A 17,653-nucleotide genomic window follows, 5' to 3' on the forward strand; every position below is an offset into this window, starting at 1 on the left:
CCGCTTTACGCTACACGGTCTACACTCAGAAAAGGATGACTAACTGCCAATGCGAGGCGGAAGGAGGCGTATATGTTTGTAATTAGGCCTATTGAGTACCGGGACCTAGACCTTCTACAGCAGATCGCCGTGGAATCCGGCCCCGGATTCACATCCTTGCCGGACAACCCCGATTTCCTTGCCGACAAAGTGCGGGTATCGGTGGAAACCTTGCGTAACCCCAGAGCACAGCCCGGCCCCGAAACCTACCTGTTCGTACTGGAGGACCCCGAAAGCGGAGAGGTCGCGGGAACCTGCGGTATTGCCTCAGCCGTCGGGCTGGATACTCCGTTTTACCACTACCATTTGAGCACCGTCGTGCACTCTTCGCGTGAACTGGATGTGTATAACGAGTTCAAGACGCTGAACCTGTGTAACGACTACACTGGAAGCTCCGAGCTCTGCACGCTTTACCTACGACCGCAGTACCGCCAAAGCGGCGTCGGCACACTGCTCTCTAAGTGTCGATTTCTATTCATCGCAGAGCATCCTCGCCGCTTCAACGACCGCGTCATCGCTGAGATGCGCGGGTTTACCGACTCCCATCACACCAATCCCTTTTGGGAGGGACTCGGGCGCCATTTCTTCTCCATGGACTATGACAAGGCAGATTACCTGACTGGTGCTGGCAACAAAGTGTTTATCGCCGAGCTGATGCCCAAACATTCAATCTATATCCACTTGCTGCCCAAGGATGCTCAGGAGGTGATCGGTCGCGTACACCCCAATACCGAAGCGGCCTACAGGATGCTGGAGATGGAGGGGTTCCGGTTTGAGAGTTATATCGACATTTTCGACGCAGGCCCTACGCTGGCGGCCCGGCAAGGGGATATCAGGGCGATTACCCAAAGCCGCCGACTGCGTATCAGCGTACAGGATCAGTCGGCCCCGGAAGGCTCACAACGTTTTCTGGTGGCCAACACCCGCACCACCGGTTTTCGCTGCACCACCGCGCAGCTGAAACCCAATCGCGGGCAGGTTGTGCTGACACCATCCCTGGCGCAGGCCCTGCATGTTTCAGATGGCGATCAGGTCCGCGCTGTTGCCTTGAGCACGCCGTCCGGCAAGACAATCACGCACTCGAGCCCACCCTCGGGGTGATTGCGTAATCGCAGGGAGCCGCCAAGACGTTCAGCGGCGCGCTTGGATATACTCAACCCCAGTCCATACCCGTCGCCCCCTGCGTTGCGTGCACGGACAAAAGGCTCGGTCAGTTTTACGAGCAACTCTTCCGGTACCCCCGCCCCCTGATCACGCAGGCTGATTTCAACACCCCGAGCTCCCTGTTGACGAGCAGACAGCGACAGCTGTGTGTCTTCGGGAGTATATTTCAGCGCGTTGCGTACAAGATTATCCAGCGCACGGCGTAGAAGATCCTCGTTCAACGCAAGGCGAAGGGTGTGCGGCTCCACATCGGTTACCACCCTACGTTCCGGTTGGGTGAACTCAACATCCTGGCGCATCTCATCAAACAGTGTGGCGATCGCAAACGGTTCCCCCTCTATGGGGGCCTGATCCAGACGCGACAATGAAAGAATCTCGGCGATCAGTCCATCCAACCGCTCACACTCGCGGTTGATGCGTTCGGCGGTTACATCCCCTTCGCCCAGTTTCTGCTCCGCCAGACCTGCGGCCACCTGCAAACGTGCCAAAGGCGCACGCAGCTCATGGGACACATCCTGCAGCAACCGTTGCTGAGCCGTCAGCGTCTCCTCGACATAACCCGCCATCTGGTTGAATTCACGGGAGAGTTCTCCGATCTCGTCCTGGCGACAACTCAAGCGGGTATGCGCCCGACTGCTGAGGTTCTGATGGTGATAGAGCTCCCGCGCATGGCGGCACAGCTGGTTGATCGGTCTTACGATCAACCAGCTCAGCAGCAAACTTGCCAACGCCGATACCAGCAACACCAGTACCGCCTGCATCGACAGCAGGAAGCCCATCAGGCGTTTGAAGTAGAACCCTTCTCGCGGTGCCAACACCACCGCTAGCAGTTTGCGACCGTTGTCATCGATCTCGAAACGCATTCCCCCTTTTTCCGGAGGGGGACGATCATCGAAACCCAACACGACCTGGCCGGTATCGGCGTTAATGATCCACATCGGTATCGAACGGCGGCGGTGATCATGCTTATCGAAACTGCGCCAGAGCTCACGGCCTTCTGCCTCACCACGCGCCAAACGATCCAGCATCAGGCTAGCCTGAGCCCGCGCACGGGTCTCGAGCAACTCCTTGCTCTGCCGTTTCTCGGCGATGGACAGCACGCCCAGTACAGCACTGCCGGTACCGGCGGCGCTAACCAGCCATATCACCAGAAAAATCTTCCAGAACAGTTTGCTGTACCACTTCATGCGCGGTCCTTGACGAACTGGTAACCCTGCCCCCGGATGGTCTTGATCGGCTCGACGCCCTCTTGCAGCAGCGGCCCCAGCTTCTGGCGCACGCGACTGACATGCACATCCAACGCGCGGTCATAGGCGGTTAGCTTGCGATGCAGCACCAGCTCGGTTAGCTGCTCTTTGCTCATCACCCGTCCGGCGTTGTGGATAAGGTATGCCAGCACGTTGAATTCAGCACTGGTCAACTCCACCTGCACGCCATTGACACGAACCTCACGCAGCCCCGGATCCAACTGTATTCCCGAGCGCTCGATCACCTGCTCCGGGAACAGGCGCGGCTCCACCACGACGTCGGGACCTGCGCGGCGCAACACCGCGCGCACGCGGGCAAGGAGCTCTCTCGGGTTGCAGGGCTTGCCCAGATAGTCATCGGCCCCCATTTCAAGCCCGAGTATGCGGTCAATCTCATCACCACGACCGGTGAGCATAATCACCGGAGTCCGCAGACGGGGTCTCAGTTGCTGTAGCAGCTCCAGCCCGCTGGCACCGGGCATCTGTATATCAAGAATCAGTAGATCCCACTCGTTCTGTTCATTAAGGCGAACAAGCGCCTCCTCGGCCGAATGGGACGCTTCGACGCGATAACCCTCATGGGCGAGATAGTCCTGTAAAAGGTTACACAGCTCAATATCATCATCGATGATCAGCAGTCGTTCATTGCTCATAGATACTCCTGACACGGTGCCACACCTTTAATAGTACGGCCTTCATCTCGTGTATGGGGAAGCTTTACCAAACTTTACCGCCGCATAACCCAACTTAGCGCGGCTGTTTCGCATACTGAACCCATCAAAAGCACTGATGAGGAGAACACACCATGCGTAAGTTACTGATCGGCGGCGTTGTCGCCACCCTGCTCACCGCCTCCGCTATCGGCTTCGCCGCCGCCAATGAGAAAGGCGAATACCGTCAGGAGCGTTTTGCCCAGGCGCTGAACCTGACCGAAGAACAACAGGCCCAGATGAAGCAACTGTGGGAACAGCACCGCGAAGAACGCCAAGGCATGCGCGGGGAACGCCAGGGTTACATGGGCGCGATGCGCTCGCTTGACCCCAACTCCGAAACCTTCCAGGCGGATGTGGATAAGTTGATCGCCGATGCACAAGCACGCGTCGCAGAGCGCATCCAGGATCACGCCGAAATGAAGCAGGAGATGAGCAAGATCCTAACGCCGGAGCAGCAGGCCAAGATGCAGGAGATGATGGCACAGCGCGGCGGCATGGCGTTCGGCCCCGGCAAACACAAAGGCAACCAGGGTGAAGGGCGCAACTGCCACTGATCGCTTTATCCATACCACTACGAAAAAGAGAGTGCACAGGCACTCTCTTTTTTATCGACGCGTAGAGCTTACACCACCCGTTCGAAGATCAAATCCCAGACACCATGACCGAGGTTTTCGCCGCGACGCTGAAATTTAGTAACAGGCCGCCACTCGGGTTGAGGTGAGTACTCGCCCTCGCCCGCGGCATTGCGATACCCCTCAGCCGCGTTCATCACCTCCATCATGTGTTCGGCATAATTTTCCCAGTCGGTCGCCATATGGAAGGTGCCGCCGATCCGCAGCTTCTTGCGCAGCGTCTGCGCAAACCCGGGCTGAACGATGCGGCGCTTGTGATGGCGCTTTTTCGGCCAGGGGTCGGGGAAGAACAGCTGTACGCAATCCAGACTGCCATCGGGAATACACTGCGCCAGCACCTCTATGGCGTCATCACAGAATACCCGAATGTTATTGAGCCCTTCATCCCGTGCTCGCGCCAGCAGGCGGCCCACACCGGGAGGATGCACCTCGATACCGATAAACCCCTTCTCCGGTGCCCGACGGGCCATCTCGATCAGGGAGTCACCCATGCCAAAGCCGATCTCCAGCACTACGGGACGGTCATCGCCGAAGACGCTGGAAAAATCGAGCATGCCGCTACTGAGTTCAAGACCGTACACCGGCCAGTTATCTTTAAGGGCACGCTCCTGCCCTTCGGTCATGCGTCCTGCCCGCACCACGAAGCTGCGCACCTGGCGCAGCGGTCGCTGCTGTTCTGTCTCGCTCATTTGATTTGATTCTCTAACAGTTTCGGGCGCCATGGCGCCCGAATTTCGTCTAGCGGTCAGGGCTTACTCAGCCGATAACACCGGCCAGCGGCGAGGAAGCGCTGGCATAGGCCTTGCGCGGCATGCGCCCGGCCAGATACGCCTCACGACCCGCTTCGATCGCCTTGCGCATGGCGCTGGCCATCAGCACGGGCTTGTTCGCAGCAGCAATGGCGGTATTCATCAGCACTCCGGCACAGCCCATTTCCATCGCAACCGCCGCATCGGACGCGGTACCCACTCCCGCATCCACGATAATCGGCACATTGGCCTCTTCCATGATCAGGCGGATGTTGTGCGGATTGAGAATGCCAAGGCCAGAACCGATCAGCGAGCCCAGCGGCATCACGGCAACACACCCCATCTCTTCTAGCTGCTTGGCCACGATCGGATCATCGTTGGTGTACACCATCACCTTGAAACCGTCCTTGATCAGCGTCTCTGCTGCGGACAGGGTTTCAACAATATTCGGGTAGAGGGTTTTCTGGTCGCCCAAGACTTCGAGCTTGACCAGATCGTGCCCATCGAGCAGCTCCCGCGCCAGACGACAGGTACGCACAGCGTCCTGAGCGGTGTAGCAACCGGCGGTATTGGGCAGGATGGTGTATTTTTCCGGTGACACCACATCGAGAAGGTTCGGTTCATCAGGATTTTGGCCGATATTGGTACGACGCACGGCGACGGTGACAATTTCAGCACCGCTGGCGGCGATCGCCTCTCCGGTCTCCTGCAGATCCTTGTACTTTCCGGTACCGACCAGCAAACGGGATTGGTAGGCTTTGCCGGCGATGACCAGCGGGTCGTTCAGGTGTTGCTCTGACATCTCTCTATCCTGCAATTGATTCTGTTTAAAGACACCCAGGCTCAATGAGCTCAGCCGCCACCGATGGCATGCACCACCTCGACGCTGTCACCCTCCTTGAGCGGAGTGCTTTCGTGTTCGCTGCGCGGGACGATCTCCATATTCAGCTCTATCGCAATACGCTTGCCCGCCAGCCCCAACTGGTTTACCAATTCGCCCAGCGTCGCGCATTTACCGGCGTCAAAAGGCTCACCGTTCACCTGAATCTGCATTACGTTTTACCTTGCTTGAAAACCGCAAAGGCCAGCACCAGCCAGCCCGCCATCAATGATACCCCGCCGATGGGGATGATAATTCCGAGGTAGTGCACCCCTGTCAGCACCAGCGTGTAAAGGCTGCCGCAAAACAGCAGCATGCCGAGCAGAAACAGCGCCGCACTCAATCGCAGGGGGCGACTGTCGCCACGCAGCTGGAGCACACCCACAGCCAGCAGCGCGAGCACATGATAGAACTGGTAGGTGACGCCGGTCTGGAATACCTCAAGCAAGCGCGCAGACAGCGCTTCACGCAGTGCATGCGCCGCAAATGCGCCCAGCATCACAGCCAATGCACCAGCCAATGCTGCACTCAGCAGGGTTAGTCGGGCAGGCATCCCACTACTCCGAAAACAAACAGGGTGCATAGTATACGCGCTGAGCCCGACGCGTAAAAACGACAAAGCCGCTGAACTCTCCGTTGCCGGAACGTATCAGCGGCTTTAGGCTAAGCGCCAGAATGCCAGCGAGGGCCGTATCAGGCGACCATCGCCGCCTTGATCTTGTTCATCGCGTTCTTTTCCAGCTGGCGGATACGCTCGGCCGACACACCGTACTGGGCCGCAAGATCATGCAGCGTCGCTTTCTCTTCATTGAGCCAGCGCTGCATCAGGATATCGCGGCTGCGCTCGTCGAGCGCTTCCATCGCCGCCATCAGCGCCCGCTGGGAGCTCTCTTCCCAATCGGCGGCTTCAAGCTGACTGGCAGGATCCGCACTGTGATCTTCCAAATACGCCGCCGGTGCCTGCCAGGCACTGTCTTCGTCACTGTCCACAGGTGCATCGAACGCGGTATCGGTAGAGGCCAGACGGCCCTCCATCTGACGCACGGTCTTGGCGTCCACACCGAGATCCAGAGCAACGGCCTCGACTTCATCGTTGCTCATCCAACCCAGACCTTTCTTCTGCGAACGCAGGTTGAAGAACAACTTGCGCTGGGCCTTGGTGGTCGCAATCTTGACGATACGCCAGTTACGCAGGATGAACTCGTGCATCTCGGCCTTGATCCAGTGCACGGCGAAAGATACCAGACGTACACCCATGGTGGGATCGAAGCGTTTGACCGCTTTCATCAAACCCACGTTACCTTCCTGAATCAGGTCACCCAAAGGCAGACCGTAACCAGAGTAGCTACGTGCAATATGAACGACGAAGCGCAGGTGCGACATTACCAACTGCCGCGCAGCCTCCAGATCGTTCTGGTAATGCAGACGCTCAGCCAGCTCTTTCTCCTCCTCGGCGGTGAGGATAGGTATTGTGCTCACGCTCTGTACGTAGGCGTCTACATTGCGCCCCGGAGAGAGTTGTTCAACAACTTGTAAGCTCGTGCCCATTTAAGGAGTCACCTCGTAAACATCCAGCAATATGAAACCGGAACTAAGACCGGAATCAGGCGGGAAAAGTTCCACCCAAAACCGTTTCAATCCCATTCCGGACCGGAAAAAATAGCGCCTGCCCAGACAAAACGCAACACCTGTACCTAACCGGGCTCCATGTCACGCAGGTGTCGACCGACCGCGATCCAGGCGCCGCCCAGCCCCAGCAGGATACCGATTAGCAGCAGCGTCAGGGATTCCGTCGGCCCCAACCCCTGAACGACATAGCCATTGAGGTAGAGTGCGGCAAGCGCCTGCACAGGCTCAGAGATCAGAGCCAGCGCCAGTTGCGCCAGTAACCATGCCAACAGCGCACCAAAGGCACCAAACCATATGCCGCTGTACAGAAACGGCCGACGCACCCAGGCGTCGGTTGCGCCGACCATCTTGCTGACCAGAATCTCGTCACGGCGGCTTTCTATGGTCATCCGCACGGTGTTGCCAACCACCAGCAGCACAGTGAGCGACAGCAAGCCGCCCAGCACCCAAGCACCCCGCTCGGCCAGTGCCATGAAGGCCCCGAGCCTGCGTACCCACTCAAGATCCAGCCGCGCCTCTTCTACCTCGGGCAGTGCAGCCAACTCCTGCTGCAGCTGCTGTAGCTGATCGGGCTCTTCGGTACCGGGAATCAGTGTAATCACGGCGGGTAGCGGATTGCTGTCGAAAAAGTCGAGCAGATCGTCAAAACGTGTATAGGCTTTGAAATCGGCCAGTCCCTTGTCCCGGCTGATCAGCTCAACCGAGATGAGATCATCGCGCAGCAGCAGTTCTCGACTGAAGCTGTCGACTCGCTCATCACTCAGCGACACATCCAGATACAGCGAGATATGCGGATCGGTATCGAGACCCGCCGTCAGTTGCTCGACATTTTTCAGTGCCGTGAAAATGAAGCCGGGTAGCGCCAGCGCAATCGCAAGAACCGCCAAAGTCATCAACGAGGCCAGCGGGGTGCTCCAAAGTCGTACCAGCGCCTGAGCCGCCACCTCATAATGATGGCGCAGCCAACCTCGCAGCCGGTCAGCAACACCGACACGGTGCTGCACGGCACCTCGGGGTGGCATCCGCCCCTTTGTCTGGGACTGCGGGCTCTTGCGCTCAGTAGCCATCGGACACCAACCGTCCAGCCTGCAGAGAGAGCACACGGTGCTGCAGGCGATTGATCAGGGATAGGTCATGGCTGGCGATCAGCACCGTAGTACCGATACGGTTGAACTGTTCGAACAGGTGCATGATGTCCTCGGACAACTCGGGGTCCAGGTTACCGGTCGGCTCGTCGGCCAGCAGCAGCTTGGGCTTGTGTACGATGGCACGGGCAATGCCGACCCGCTGCTGCTCGCCGCTGGAGAGCGTAATCGGGTTCAGCTTCTCCCGCGACAACAGCCCCACCTTGTCCAATGCCGCCCGCACACGCCGCGCCGCGTCCACCGGATCATAGCCCGATATCTGCAGCGGCAGGGCCACATTGTCGAACACGCTGCGATCAAACAGCAGCTGGTGATTCTGGAACACAACGCCGATCTCGCGGCGATGAAAGGGGATCTGCTTGCGCGGCAGTTTGGTCAGGTCTCGATCCCCGACCCAGACGCCTCCGCGGCTGGGCCGCTCCATCAGCATGATCAGCTTCAGCAGGGTGCTCTTGCCGGCGCCGGAGTGACCGGTCAGAAAGGCGAGTTCGCCCGATTCAAGGGTGAAATCGAGCCCCACCAGCGCATCATGGCCGTTGGGGTAACGCTTGCCGACATTGCTGAAGCGGATCGCGGTCATAATCGCTCTTAATCGAACAGGGCCTTGACGAACTCGTTCGCCTCGAATGGGCGCAGATCATCGACCTGCTCACCAACGCCAATAAAGCGGATCGGCAAGCCAAACTGTTTGGCGATGGCGAAAATGATGCCGCCCTTGGCGGTGCCATCAAGTTTGGTCAGGGTGATACCCGTGACACCCACCGCTTCCTTGAACTGCTTGGCCTGACTGATCGCATTCTGCCCGGTGCCGGCATCGAGTACCAGCATCACCTCATGCGGTGCGCTCGGGTCGATCTTCTGCATGACGCGAACGACTTTCTGCAGCTCCTGCATCAGATTGTCCTTGTTCTGCAGGCGCCCGGCCGTATCGGCGATCAACACATCCACTCCCTTCGCCTTGGCCGACTGCAGGGCATCGAACAGCACCGATGCTGAATCAGCCCCTGTGTGCTGAGCCACCACCGGCACATTATTGCGCTCGCCCCAAACCTGAAGCTGCTCAACCGCCGCGGCACGGAAGGTATCGCCCGCCGCCAGCATCACCGATTTGCCTTCGCTCTGGTAGCGTTTGGCCAGCTTGCCGATCGTTGTGGTCTTGCCCACCCCGTTGACACCAACCATCAGGATAACTGCCGGGCTCTTGTCTTGTGGCAACCGCAACGGATGTTCGACACCTCCCAGTAGTTCTGCGAGCTCCTCCTTGAGAGCCTCACGCAGCGCTTCGGGATCCTTCAGCTGCTTGCGCGCTACCCGTTCGGTCAGGCGAGTGACGATCTCGGTCGTCGCCTCGACACCCACATCGGCCATCAGCAGCAGCGTTTCGATCTCTTCAAGCAGATCGTCATCGATCTCCTTGGCGCCGAGAAACAGGCTGCCAAGCTGTTCGGTCAGGCCGGATTTGGTGCGGCTAAGGCCGCTTTTGATCCGTTCGAACAGGCGGGTCTGGCGCGCTTCGCCCTGCTCAGCTTCAGCCTTGGCAGCCGCCTCTGCCGCTGCTTTCTCGGCCTCGACACGGGCTTTCTCCGCTGCTTCACGCTCGGCCTGTTCGGCCGCAGCCTTCGCGGCCACCGCTTCCTCTTCGGCTTTCTGCCGTGCGGCGGCTTCAGCGGCGGCCTTCTCCGCTTCGGCCTGCTCCAGCGCCTGACGCTCCGCCTCTGCGCGCTCCTGCGCCAGCTGCTCGGCCTCGTCTGCAACGTCTGCTTCCGGCTCGACTGCCTCTGGCTCCGGCTGCTCCGGCTCTACCTCAACAAAGGCTTCAGGCTTGGCTTCGACAGGCGTCTCGACTTCCAGCGCACTTTCAACAGCCACTTCAGTTTGAGTACGGGCTTCGGTCGTATCCTGCTCGGTCTCAACCGGCGCGCTTCCAGCCCCATCGGCCACTTGTCGCGACTCGACGGTTTCACGCGCTTCAGTCTCCACAGCGGATGTCGGGGACGCCTGCTGCTCGGTTTTGCTACCACGCAGGTACAGGTAAATGACCAACAGGATGACGAAGGCCAGCGCACCAGCGCCGTAAGGGAGTAAATTAGGATCCAGCCCGTTATCGAGCATCCAGGTGTAGAGTGCTTCCATAAATTCTGTAGTATCCGGATAACAGGGACGACCAGCCTCGACGCTTGCGCCCCATTCGATGAAATTCCAAAGCGCGTTATCTTACCATAGCGGCGCGCTTACTTAAGCGAAGGACGCATAAAGCTTTGGTCAAAGTCCGACAGCAGCCGCTCTTCAACCGACGTTACCTGATGATTCTTATCTGGGTATTACCGATCGTGATCCTGATTCTGCATCGCGCCGGACAACAGCCCAGCCCTCTGGACCAGATCCATTGGCAGAAAGCATTGGGCTACCTGATGCCTGACAAGCGCTCAGGTTATCAGCTCAAGCTGATACTGCCTCTGCAGAATACGGCCAGTGATGAGGCCTGGGTCGCCAACCAGTCAGTGGAACGCGCGCTTGCCCAGCGACTCGAAAGCCCGTCCGTGCAACAGCGGCTCAATGAGATACAGTGGCAGGCCCGGCTGGAGCGGCGCAGCCACTACCGGAGCGTTATCTTTCATATGGCCAACGCCCCCAGGCCCGAGCAGCTTCAATCCATAGTGAGCATCCTGTCTCAGCCTGCCCCTGTCGATTGGAGCGCGTTGCAGAAGCGTCTGCAGGCTGAACGTTATCTGAACAGTCAGTCGGCCGAAGACCGCCTGCTGGCCGCCTTTGGCGACCAGTTGCGAACCAATACCCACGCCGCTGATCTCTATGCCGGACTGTGGACAACGCCCCTCCGCCGCATTCTGATCGGAGAAGGATTGAACAACTCAGATACAAGCGTACCTCCGACAGCCGATGGCGTACCCTTATCGACACCTCAGGCCGGTACACTGATAATTCCCGCCACCGGCAGCCGTCTGGATACTCGCTGGGAGCTGCTCGCCCAACCTATCCCCGCGCCGCACGATGGCGCATCACTTGCTCGGCAACGCCTCGGCGCCGAGCTGGTGTCGCACCTTTTATCGCGCATGGCGCCCGCTGACGCCGATTACCGCTGGCTCTGGCACCCCCTGGCAACCGGAGGGTATCGCGCGTTGTTGCTGCATCAGTGGACAGCGCCGCTGCCCGATGGTGATCGTCTGGCGGAGCAGCTCGATCAAGCGCTACTTGATGAGACCCGCAGCACCCTGCTCAATCAACTCGACGTGCTAGAGGCGCAGACACCCGAGCAGTGGCTGGATCTGGTTGCGCTCTATCGCATGCCGCTGGACAGTCACACGGCGTTTCGCGCTACACTTGAATCCCTGAATCTCACGCAGGCGCGCCAACTGCTCACCGATACGCTGGTGCCTGCCCAGAGCCTCCATATTCGATTTAACACCGCTGGACACTGACCTGATGAGCCGCCGCAACCACTCAGCACGCCCCCGCCAACCCGACGCCTCTGAAGCTGTACTTCGCATCATTGGTGGCCAGTGGCGCAGCCGCAAGGTCAGCTTTCCCGAAATCGAGGGACTGCGTCCGACGCCGGATCGAGTGAGGGAAACATTGTTCAACTGGTTGCAGGGCGTAACCGATGGCGCCCGTTGTCTGGATCTGTGCGCCGGTAGCGGAGCCTTGGGGTTGGAGGCATTGTCCCGAGGTGCTGCGTCCGTCACCTTCGTCGACCGCTCACCGCAGGTCGCCCGCGCACTGCAGGCCAACCTTCAGCTGCTTAAGGCGCAGAATGCAGAAGTAATCACCGCCGCCGCGCTGGACTGGCTGGATGCCCGGCCCACCGACGAGTCCGAGCGGTTCGATCTGGTCTTTATGGACCCCCCATTTCGTCAGGGCCTGATCGCGCCGTTATGCGCGCTGCTGGAGAGCCGAAACCTGCTAGCGGCCCGGGCGATGATCTACATCGAATGTGAACGGGAGTTGACGCTGCCCCCCCTTCCTTCGGATTGGCAGCTGTATCGGGAGAAGCAGGCAGGTCAGGTCAGCTACCGACTGTACGAACGCCTGTCAGAGCATTGAGGGTTTGAGCGCCCTCAGGCCTTCGAGTTGGATTGTCATCAGACACTCCACTTGCACCCCGAGGTCAAACTGCTCGGGCAAGGTCAGCCAGAGATCAATGGCACCGACCAGCGCAATCATCATGCTGGCACTGATCTGGTCCAGATCCAGTTTTTTTCGCAGTTGTTTCTGTTTGCGCGCCTGCTTCAAAAAATAGTGCAGGTAGTTTTGCCAGGTTTCCAACTGGCCGTTCAAAACTGGCTGCAAAGGCCTCAGCTCCGGTGAGCAAGCCCGCCCGTAGTGGAACAGCCGATAGATATTGCGCGCCCGGGCATCCTGAGTGAGCTGTCTAAGGCTGTTGCGCACAAAGGCCTCCAGTGCACCCAACGCATCCTGCTGCACCGCCTGTCGCTGCTCCAGATAGTGGCGTTCAAAGGGGAGCTCGCACTGGGACAGCAGCTGAACCAGCAGATCCTGCTTGTTTCGGAAATGCCAATACATGGCGCCGTGGGTCACCCCCGCCTGCGCCGCTATCTGTTTCATGGTAACCGCTTCCGGTCCCTGTGCTGCAAACAGCACCAACGCCGTATCAAGCAATGCTTGCCGGGTTGCTTCCGCGTCTTCGCGGCTACGCCTGACCACGCCCCTCTCCTTAGTTGCCGCCGGCCACTTCAATTTAGACCGGACTGAGGCAAGAAACTACGATGCGGCTCGGGAGTAATCAAGCGACGTCACACAAGAGTCATCAAAACGTCACAAAGCACGCAGTATTACCGACCAATGCGTGGGCGATCAGGATAATACCCTCACGCTTTATGCCTTAATAAAATATAAAACATAAGTTTTTATAACTAAATTTAAATATTCGATTCCATTAATCTATTTGTGCGCCTCGGGCAATTGGGCTAACATCCGCGCCTTAGGATGCTTGAACCCTGTGCAGATGCAAAAAAGCCTGGGACAAGTTTCTTGAAACAGTGTCGCTCATAAATACATAGGTCAGCGCCTGTAATGAATACGGTAGTCTATCCCGGCACTTTCGATCCGATTACCAACGGTCATACCGATCTGGTTGAACGCGCCTCTCGTCTGTTTGATCGCATTGTTGTCGCCGTCGCAGACAGCCCGAAAAAAGGGCCCGCTCTGGATCTCGAGCTCAGGGTCAGCCTGGCAAAGCAGGCACTTGCCCACCTCGACAGTGTGGAAGTGATTGGCTTTGACTGCCTGCTCGCTGACTTTGTCCGGGAACAGGGTGCAAACGTAATCCTGCGAGGACTGCGCGCGGTATCGGATTTCGAGTATGAGTTTCAGCTAGCCAATATGAACCGCAAGCTGGCACCCGAGGTCGAAAGCCTATTCCTGACACCGGCAGAGAGCCTGTCGTTCATCTCGTCTACGCTGATTCGTGAGATTGCCTCACTTGGCGGAGATGTCGGCCAGTTTGTCCATCCGTCGGTTGCCAGCACCCTGAAGCAGCACTATCAGCCGTAACTTGAACCCTGTCAGTCATTGAGGTAGCCAACATGGCATTGATGATTACCGATGAATGCATCAACTGTGATGTATGTGAACCGGAATGCCCGAACGAGGCGATCTCTCCGGGTGAAGAAATCTATGAAATCGATCCGGGCAAATGCACCGAGTGCGTCGGTCACTATGACACGCCGCAGTGTGTGGAAGTTTGTCCGGTCGACTGCATCCCGAAAGATCCGGATCACGTCGAGTCCGAAGATCAGCTGATGCAGAAGTATCAGAAGCTGGTTCAGGGCTAAACGCCCGCGATCGGCCACACAAAAAACGGCAGGTTCAACCTGCCGTTTTTTGTTGTCTATCCCTCACCCGCGTCAGAGCTTCAACTCTGCCAGACGCTCGTTCAACCCGAACACCTCATCCATTTTCCGACCGACCAGGTTGTCGCCCACCAGATGATGGGCATATTGCATGTGCAGACAGCGCACCTTGTCCCACTGGGCAATGCCGCCGATGCCGTAGCGGTGATACAGATCACTGAAGCCCAGCGCTTCGATGCGCGCACGATCCTCCGGGTCCATCAGGCGCCAGCGCAGGTCGACATAGGCTTGCTGTTGCTGCATATACTGCTGCCGAAGCACCTCGTCATCAGCCAGCGCCTGCTCAATCTGCTTGACCCAACCGCCCGTTTCGATCTCGGCGATCATCTGGTAGAGATCGCGCGAACAGAGCCAATAAAGTGTCGGGAACGGCTTGTCATCGATCAGTGAACGCATCTGCAACACAACAGGTACGCCCTGCTCGGTGGCATACGCGATAGCCGCTATCCCGCGCGGTTTACGCCCTAGCTGACGTTCAATCATGACAAGTTGTTCAGCAGTCGGCTGCATCTGAATCCCGTTCCAGTCTGTTAAACATGAGCATAGTCGGCGCCCTGACCGAGCCAGCGGCTGATCAGCGCCTGTGTCAGCGAAGGGCTGTGTTCGATATCGGCCGCGGCCCGCTTGACCCGCGGCAGCAGGTCGGCATCACGCTGCAGGTCGGCGATGCGAAACTGCATCATGCCGGTCTGGCGCGTCCCGAGCACCTCGCCGGGCCCCCGCAACTCAAGATCCTTCTCGGCAATACGAAATCCGTCCGTGCTCTCGCGCATCACTGCCAGACGCTCCCGCCCCTGCTGTGAAAGCGGCGCATGATACATCAGCACACAGAAACTCTCGACAGAGCCGCGGCCCACACGACCACGCAACTGGTGTAACTGTGCCAACCCCAGACGTTCGGGATTTTCGATAATCATCAAGCTGGCATTGGGCACATCAACGCCGACTTCAATGACGGTGGTCGCCACCAGCAGGTCCAGTTCGGCAGACTTGAACGCGGCCATAATCTGCGCTTTCTCGGCCGCTTTTAGCCGCCCATGCACCAAGCCAATACGCAACTCCGGCAGCGCCTCTCGCAACGACTCGGCGGTGACCTCAGCCGCCTGACACTGCAACGCCTCGGACTCTTCGATCAGCGTGCAGACCCAGTAGGCCTGACGCCCCTCACCACAGGCTTTGCGCACGCGGTCAACCACCTGATCCCTGCGCGAGTCTGCGATCACCACGGTATTAACCGGTGTCCGCCCCGGCGGTAATTCATCGATGATCGAGCAGTCGAGATCGGCATAAGCACTCATGGTGAGCGTACGCGGAATGGGGGTGGCCGTCATGATCAGCTGGTGTGGCGTCTGTTCTCCGTTGCGCCCCTTCTCGCGCAGGCTCAGGCGCTGATGCACGCCAAACCGGTGCTGCTCGTCGATCACCACCACCGCCAGATTGGAAAATCTCACCTCGTCCTGAAACAGCGCGTGGGTCCCCACCACCAGCTGGGCCTCGCCATTTGCGATGCGCTCCAACTCGCGGCTACGCTGCTTACCCTTGACCTTTCCCGCCAGCCAGGCAACCGAGATACCCAGCGGCTCAAGCCACTGACTAAAGTTGTTGAAGTGCTGCTCAGCGAGAATCTCGGTCGGTGCCATAACGGCGGCCTGAGCACCATTTTCCAGCGCCTGGAGCGCCGCCAACGCGGCGACAACGGTTTTACCGGAGCCCACATCGCCCTGCACCAGCCTTAACATTGGGTGCGGCATGTTTAAGTCTCGCGCCACTTCACGCGCCACTCTCAACTGGGCGCCGGTCAGCTCGAAGGGCAGCTGGGCGATAAACGGTACGCTCAGGCTACCAGTCGCCTTGAGGGCGGGAGCGCCCTGTTCACGCACGCTGTGGCGGATCTGTAATAGGGATAGATGGTGCGCCAGCAGCTCTTCAAACGCCAGGCGTCGCTGTGCTGGGTGGGTGCCAGCGAGCAATCCGTCGAGATCCGCATCGACAGGCGGCTGATGCAGGTAACGGATTGACCGTGCCAGTTCCGGCAATTTCCATTGGCTGCGCAATGTATCGGGTATCAGGTCTTCGACGATGCCCCGATCCAGCCACTCCAGCGCCTGAGCGGCCAGCGACCGTATCCGCCCCTGCGTGAGCCCCTCCGTTAATGGATAAACGGGCGTCAGCCGCTCCTCGACATCCACAGACCCGGTCGCTTTCAGCACCTTATATTCGGGATGCACGATCTCCAGCCCCGACGGGCCGGGCCTTACTTCGCCGAAGCAGCGCACACGCGCACCGCTTGCCAGGTTGTTTTTCTGGGCCGCCGAAAAGTGAAAAAATCTCAGACTCAGGGTGCCCGTGCCGTCCTGCAACCGGCACAAAAGCGCGCGGCGACGCCCCTGCACGATATCGCTGGCGGCAATCTGCCCTTCGATTACCCCTTCATCGCCGGGCCTGAGCGAGCCTATCGGCAGGATCCGGGTTCGATCCTGATAGCGTAGCGGCAGGTGGAGCAGCAGATCCTGAATGCTCTCGATCCCCAAACGCTGTAACTTCAGCGCCAGCGCGGTCCCGACCCCTTTGATGTCGGTGACAGGAATCGGTGCGCATCCCCCGCTCAGCATCAAGCGATATCCAGCACCGGTGGTAACTGACGACAGGCCGTAATCGCCTGCATCAAGGCCTCAATAGCCTGCGGGCGCGGGAAGCTGGCACGCCAGGCCAGCGCCACGGTACGGGTCGGCTGAGGCGCCTTGAACGGCCGCGTTGCGACCAGATCACGCGAGGGGTGCCCCTCGATAGCAGAAACCGGCAATACGCTGGTCCCCAGGCCCGATGCAACCATCATGCGTATCGTTTCGAGCGAACTGCCCTCGGTAATGGTGTGCTGGTCGTGAAATGACTGGTTTATTGTCGGGCAGGCTTCGAGCACCTGATCGCGGAAACAGTGTCCCTCGCCGAGCAGTAGCATACGTTCTTCGTTCATCTTGCTGGCGTCGATTTCACTCTCCTTCGTCAGCGGATGCTCCTTGGGCAGCACCATCATGAACGGCTCATCGTACAGCGCACGGGTCAGCACATCCGGTTCGTGGAACGGCAGCGCAATAATGATGGCATCGAGCTCACCATTACGGATCTTGCCGCGTAGCACTTCGGTGAAGTTCTCTTCGATGTAAAGCGGCATCTGCGGTGCCAGCGCCTGCATCTGCGGTATCAGCCGGGGAAACAGATAGGGTCCGATGGTGTAGATAGCTCCAACACGCAAAGGCGAGGCCAGCTGGTCCTTGCCCTCCTTTGCCATTTCCCGTATCGCCTCGGCCTGCTCAAGCACCATCTGGGCCTGTCGCACCACCTTTTCACCTACAGGTGTAACCCTGACCGCGTTTTTGCTGCGCTCAAACAGTGCAACCCCCAGCTCCTCCTCAAGCTTTTTCACAGCTATCGATAATGTCGGCTGGCTTACATAGCAGCGCTCGGCCGCGTGACCAAAGTGTTGCTCCTGAGCCAATGTGACGATGTAACGAAGCTCTGTCAGCGTCATGCAGATTCCTCTGTTAAGATACGTCCGAGTAAATGCGT

20 protein-coding genes are annotated in these 17,653 nt (G+C 58.8%); 6 read left to right on the forward strand and 14 right to left on the reverse strand.

Features of this window, described 5'->3' with window-relative positions:
- Window positions 1-72 precede the first annotated feature (72 nt).
- The gene (gene astA / locus ADIMK_RS11805) at window positions 73-1,140 is read left to right on the forward strand and encodes an arginine N-succinyltransferase (RefSeq protein WP_051692894.1); all 1,068 of its coding nucleotides are present in this window, start codon (window positions 73-75) and stop codon (window positions 1,138-1,140) included.
- Here the strand turns inward: astA and ADIMK_RS21370 are convergent.
- Together ADIMK_RS21370 and ADIMK_RS11815 are read right to left on the reverse strand one after the other, a co-directional pair.
- Window positions 1,068-2,390 carry a sensor histidine kinase gene (locus tag ADIMK_RS21370; protein WP_051692895.1) on the reverse strand — a complete coding sequence of 441 codons (1,323 nt, stop codon included), beginning with the start codon at window positions 2,388-2,390 and terminating at the stop codon, window positions 1,068-1,070. The two genes, astA and ADIMK_RS21370, sit on opposite strands and share 73 nt — an antisense overlap.
- Entirely contained in the window at window positions 2,387-3,103 is a 717-nt protein-coding gene (locus tag ADIMK_RS11815; protein WP_036188210.1) for a response regulator transcription factor, read from the reverse strand. The genes ADIMK_RS21370 and ADIMK_RS11815 overlap by 4 nt, the downstream gene beginning before the upstream one ends.
- A 152-nt stretch (window positions 3,104-3,255) precedes the next feature.
- Between ADIMK_RS11815 and ADIMK_RS21375 the strand changes: the two genes are divergently transcribed.
- On the forward strand, window positions 3,256-3,717 hold the full coding sequence (locus ADIMK_RS21375) for a Spy/CpxP family protein refolding chaperone (protein WP_051692896.1): 462 nt from the start codon (window positions 3,256-3,258) through the stop codon (window positions 3,715-3,717).
- Between the two features lie 68 nt (window positions 3,718-3,785).
- On the opposite strand, the gene trmB is transcribed toward ADIMK_RS21375, so the two are convergent.
- The 8 genes from trmB to ftsY all read right to left on the reverse strand — a co-directional run bounded on the left by trmB (window position 3,786) and on the right by ftsY (window position 10,331).
- On the reverse strand, window positions 3,786-4,484 hold the full coding sequence (gene trmB / locus ADIMK_RS11825; RefSeq protein ID WP_036188213.1) for a tRNA (guanosine(46)-N7)-methyltransferase TrmB: 699 nt from the start codon (window positions 4,482-4,484) through the stop codon (window positions 3,786-3,788).
- Between the two features lie 67 nt (window positions 4,485-4,551).
- A complete protein-coding gene (locus ADIMK_RS11830; protein ID WP_197027526.1) occupies window positions 4,552-5,346 on the reverse strand; it encodes a thiazole synthase in 795 nt (264 codons plus the stop codon).
- 50 nt (window positions 5,347-5,396) lie between these two features.
- Window positions 5,397-5,597, reverse strand: a complete 201-nt coding sequence (gene thiS, locus ADIMK_RS11835; RefSeq protein WP_036188216.1) for a sulfur carrier protein ThiS — start codon at window positions 5,595-5,597, stop codon at window positions 5,397-5,399.
- Window positions 5,597-5,977 carry a DUF423 domain-containing protein gene (locus ADIMK_RS11840; protein WP_036188220.1) on the reverse strand — a complete coding sequence of 127 codons (381 nt, stop codon included), beginning with the start codon at window positions 5,975-5,977 and terminating at the stop codon, window positions 5,597-5,599. Before ADIMK_RS11840 ends, thiS begins: the two co-directional genes overlap by 1 nt.
- A 140-nt stretch (window positions 5,978-6,117) precedes the next feature.
- Window positions 6,118-6,972 (reverse strand): RNA polymerase sigma factor RpoH, encoded by an 855-nt coding sequence (gene rpoH / locus ADIMK_RS11845; RefSeq protein WP_036188223.1) that lies wholly within the window; start codon window positions 6,970-6,972, stop codon window positions 6,118-6,120.
- A gap of 146 nt (window positions 6,973-7,118) precedes the next feature.
- Window positions 7,119-8,120: a permease-like cell division protein FtsX gene (gene ftsX / locus ADIMK_RS11850; RefSeq protein ID WP_036188226.1), complete on the reverse strand. Its 1,002-nt coding sequence runs from the start codon at window positions 8,118-8,120 to the stop codon at window positions 7,119-7,121.
- Window positions 8,110-8,778 carry a cell division ATP-binding protein FtsE gene (gene ftsE / locus ADIMK_RS11855; protein ID WP_036188229.1) on the reverse strand — a complete coding sequence of 223 codons (669 nt, stop codon included), beginning with the start codon at window positions 8,776-8,778 and terminating at the stop codon, window positions 8,110-8,112. The genes ftsX and ftsE overlap by 11 nt, the downstream gene beginning before the upstream one ends.
- Before the next feature lie 8 nt (window positions 8,779-8,786).
- Window positions 8,787-10,331: a signal recognition particle-docking protein FtsY gene (gene ftsY, locus ADIMK_RS11860; protein ID WP_231517043.1), complete on the reverse strand. Its 1,545-nt coding sequence runs from the start codon at window positions 10,329-10,331 to the stop codon at window positions 8,787-8,789.
- 125 nt (window positions 10,332-10,456) lie between these two features.
- Here ftsY and ADIMK_RS11865 point away from each other — a divergent pair, with 125 nt between their 5' ends.
- Together ADIMK_RS11865 and rsmD are read left to right on the forward strand one after the other, a co-directional pair.
- Complete coding sequence (locus tag ADIMK_RS11865) at window positions 10,457-11,635, forward strand: hypothetical protein (protein ID WP_036188232.1); 1,179 nt, start codon at window positions 10,457-10,459, stop codon at window positions 11,633-11,635.
- Window positions 11,636-11,639: 4 nt separating this feature from the next.
- Window positions 11,640-12,257, forward strand: a complete 618-nt coding sequence (gene rsmD, locus ADIMK_RS11870; RefSeq protein ID WP_036188235.1) for a 16S rRNA (guanine(966)-N(2))-methyltransferase RsmD — start codon at window positions 11,640-11,642, stop codon at window positions 12,255-12,257.
- Here the strand turns inward: rsmD and ADIMK_RS11875 are convergent.
- Window positions 12,246-12,878 (reverse strand): TetR family transcriptional regulator, encoded by a 633-nt coding sequence (locus tag ADIMK_RS11875; protein ID WP_036188238.1) that lies wholly within the window; start codon window positions 12,876-12,878, stop codon window positions 12,246-12,248. The genes rsmD and ADIMK_RS11875 overlap by 12 nt on opposite strands.
- Window positions 12,879-13,247: 369 nt before the next feature.
- On the opposite strand from ADIMK_RS11875, the gene coaD reads away from it, so the two are divergent.
- Both coaD and ADIMK_RS11885 read left to right on the forward strand, forming a co-directional pair.
- The gene (gene coaD, locus ADIMK_RS11880) at window positions 13,248-13,727 is read left to right on the forward strand and encodes a pantetheine-phosphate adenylyltransferase (RefSeq protein ID WP_036188241.1); all 480 of its coding nucleotides are present in this window, start codon (window positions 13,248-13,250) and stop codon (window positions 13,725-13,727) included.
- Between the two features lie 32 nt (window positions 13,728-13,759).
- On the forward strand, window positions 13,760-14,008 hold the full coding sequence (locus ADIMK_RS11885; RefSeq protein WP_036188244.1) for a YfhL family 4Fe-4S dicluster ferredoxin: 249 nt from the start codon (window positions 13,760-13,762) through the stop codon (window positions 14,006-14,008).
- A gap of 72 nt (window positions 14,009-14,080) precedes the next feature.
- On the opposite strand, the gene ADIMK_RS11890 is transcribed toward ADIMK_RS11885, so the two are convergent.
- The 3 genes from ADIMK_RS11890 to ADIMK_RS11900 are packed head-to-tail and all read right to left on the reverse strand — an operon-like array spanning window position 14,081 to window position 17,615.
- Window positions 14,081-14,596: a DUF501 domain-containing protein gene (locus tag ADIMK_RS11890; RefSeq protein WP_036188246.1), complete on the reverse strand. Its 516-nt coding sequence runs from the start codon at window positions 14,594-14,596 to the stop codon at window positions 14,081-14,083.
- A gap of 20 nt (window positions 14,597-14,616) precedes the next feature.
- Window positions 14,617-16,698: an ATP-dependent DNA helicase RecG gene (gene recG, locus ADIMK_RS11895; RefSeq protein WP_036188248.1), complete on the reverse strand. Its 2,082-nt coding sequence runs from the start codon at window positions 16,696-16,698 to the stop codon at window positions 14,617-14,619.
- Window positions 16,698-17,615, reverse strand: a complete 918-nt coding sequence (locus tag ADIMK_RS11900; RefSeq protein WP_036188249.1) for a hydrogen peroxide-inducible genes activator — start codon at window positions 17,613-17,615, stop codon at window positions 16,698-16,700. Before ADIMK_RS11900 ends, recG begins: the two co-directional genes overlap by 1 nt.
- Between the last annotated feature and the right edge of the window lie 38 nt (window positions 17,616-17,653).

Origin of the sequence: Marinobacterium lacunae (assembly GCF_000705555.1) — a bacterium.
GTDB classification, from domain to species: domain Bacteria; phylum Pseudomonadota; class Gammaproteobacteria; order Pseudomonadales; family Balneatricaceae; genus Marinobacterium_D; species Marinobacterium_D lacunae.

Bases quoted from the DNA above. Each gene is read 5' to 3' on its own strand.
- ADIMK_RS21375 (WP_051692896.1), top strand. From the start codon at position 3,256: ATGCGTAAGTTACTGATCGGCGGCGTTGTCGCCACCCTGCTCACCGCC.
- ADIMK_RS11830 (WP_197027526.1), bottom strand. From the start codon at position 5,346: ATGTCAGAGCAACACCTGAACGACCCGCTGGTCATCGCCGGCAAAGCC.
- trmB (WP_036188213.1), bottom strand. From the start codon at position 4,484: ATGAGCGAGACAGAACAGCAGCGACCGCTGCGCCAGGTGCGCAGCTTC.
- thiS (WP_036188216.1), bottom strand. From the start codon at position 5,597: ATGCAGATTCAGGTGAACGGTGAGCCTTTTGACGCCGGTAAATGCGCG.
- ADIMK_RS11815 (WP_036188210.1), bottom strand. From the start codon at position 3,103: ATGAGCAATGAACGACTGCTGATCATCGATGATGATATTGAGCTGTGT.
- rsmD (WP_036188235.1), top strand. From the start codon at position 11,640: ATGAGCCGCCGCAACCACTCAGCACGCCCCCGCCAACCCGACGCCTCT.
- ADIMK_RS11890 (WP_036188246.1), bottom strand. From the start codon at position 14,596: ATGCAGCCGACTGCTGAACAACTTGTCATGATTGAACGTCAGCTAGGG.
- coaD (WP_036188241.1), top strand. From the start codon at position 13,248: ATGAATACGGTAGTCTATCCCGGCACTTTCGATCCGATTACCAACGGT.
- rpoH (WP_036188223.1), bottom strand. From the start codon at position 6,972: ATGGGCACGAGCTTACAAGTTGTTGAACAACTCTCTCCGGGGCGCAAT.
- ADIMK_RS11885 (WP_036188244.1), top strand. From the start codon at position 13,760: ATGGCATTGATGATTACCGATGAATGCATCAACTGTGATGTATGTGAA.
- ftsX (WP_036188226.1), bottom strand. From the start codon at position 8,120: ATGGCTACTGAGCGCAAGAGCCCGCAGTCCCAGACAAAGGGGCGGATG.
- ADIMK_RS11900 (WP_036188249.1), bottom strand. From the start codon at position 17,615: ATGACGCTGACAGAGCTTCGTTACATCGTCACATTGGCTCAGGAGCAA.
- recG (WP_036188248.1), bottom strand. From the start codon at position 16,698: ATGCTGAGCGGGGGATGCGCACCGATTCCTGTCACCGACATCAAAGGG.
- ftsY (WP_231517043.1), bottom strand. From the start codon at position 10,331: ATGGAAGCACTCTACACCTGGATGCTCGATAACGGGCTGGATCCTAAT.
- ftsE (WP_036188229.1), bottom strand. From the start codon at position 8,778: ATGACCGCGATCCGCTTCAGCAATGTCGGCAAGCGTTACCCCAACGGC.
- astA (WP_051692894.1), top strand. From the start codon at position 73: ATGTTTGTAATTAGGCCTATTGAGTACCGGGACCTAGACCTTCTACAG.
- ADIMK_RS11840 (WP_036188220.1), bottom strand. From the start codon at position 5,977: ATGCCTGCCCGACTAACCCTGCTGAGTGCAGCATTGGCTGGTGCATTG.
- ADIMK_RS21370 (WP_051692895.1), bottom strand. From the start codon at position 2,390: ATGAAGTGGTACAGCAAACTGTTCTGGAAGATTTTTCTGGTGATATGG.